The organism is Alteromonas sp. ALT199, assembly GCF_018619335.1.
GTDB lineage: Bacteria > Pseudomonadota > Gammaproteobacteria > Enterobacterales > Alteromonadaceae > Alteromonas.
The window spans coordinates 1-392 of the sequence record NZ_JAHHDX010000048.1 but is presented as its reverse complement, the minus strand read 5'-3'; the positions used below and the strand labels follow the sequence as shown (position 1 = coordinate 392).

Genomic DNA, 392 nt, shown 5'->3' with positions numbered 1-392 from the left:
CTTCAGCCGGAACATTTTCAGGCTTAACAAACTGCGGGCTAGCAGCTGCAACGTGCATTGCCACGTCTTTCGCAAGCTCTTCGTTACCGCCAGTAAGAATAGAGATAACACCAATACGGCCGCCGTGCACGTATGCACCAAGCGTATCACCTTCAACGTTGATTACGCGACGAGGAGAGATATTTTCACCGATTTTAGCAACAAGAGCGTCACGAACTTCGCTTACTTTTGAACCGTTAAGTTCTGCGTCGTTAAGTGTGTCGATGTCGTTAATGTTATTAGCTGCTGCTACTTCTAGAAGCTCGTTACCGAACTTAAGGAAACCTTCGTCACGTGCTACGAAGTCAGTTTCACAGTTTAGTTCAAGCATGGTCGCGCGACCACCTTCAACT

General features: G+C 47.4%; 1 protein-coding gene. It reads right to left on the bottom strand.

All coding sequences use genetic code 11. From position 1 onward, the window contains the following. Positions 1-392: translation elongation factor Ts (gene tsf / locus KL866_RS20185; RefSeq protein WP_251139864.1), on the bottom strand; the 392-nt coding region annotated here is incomplete at both ends.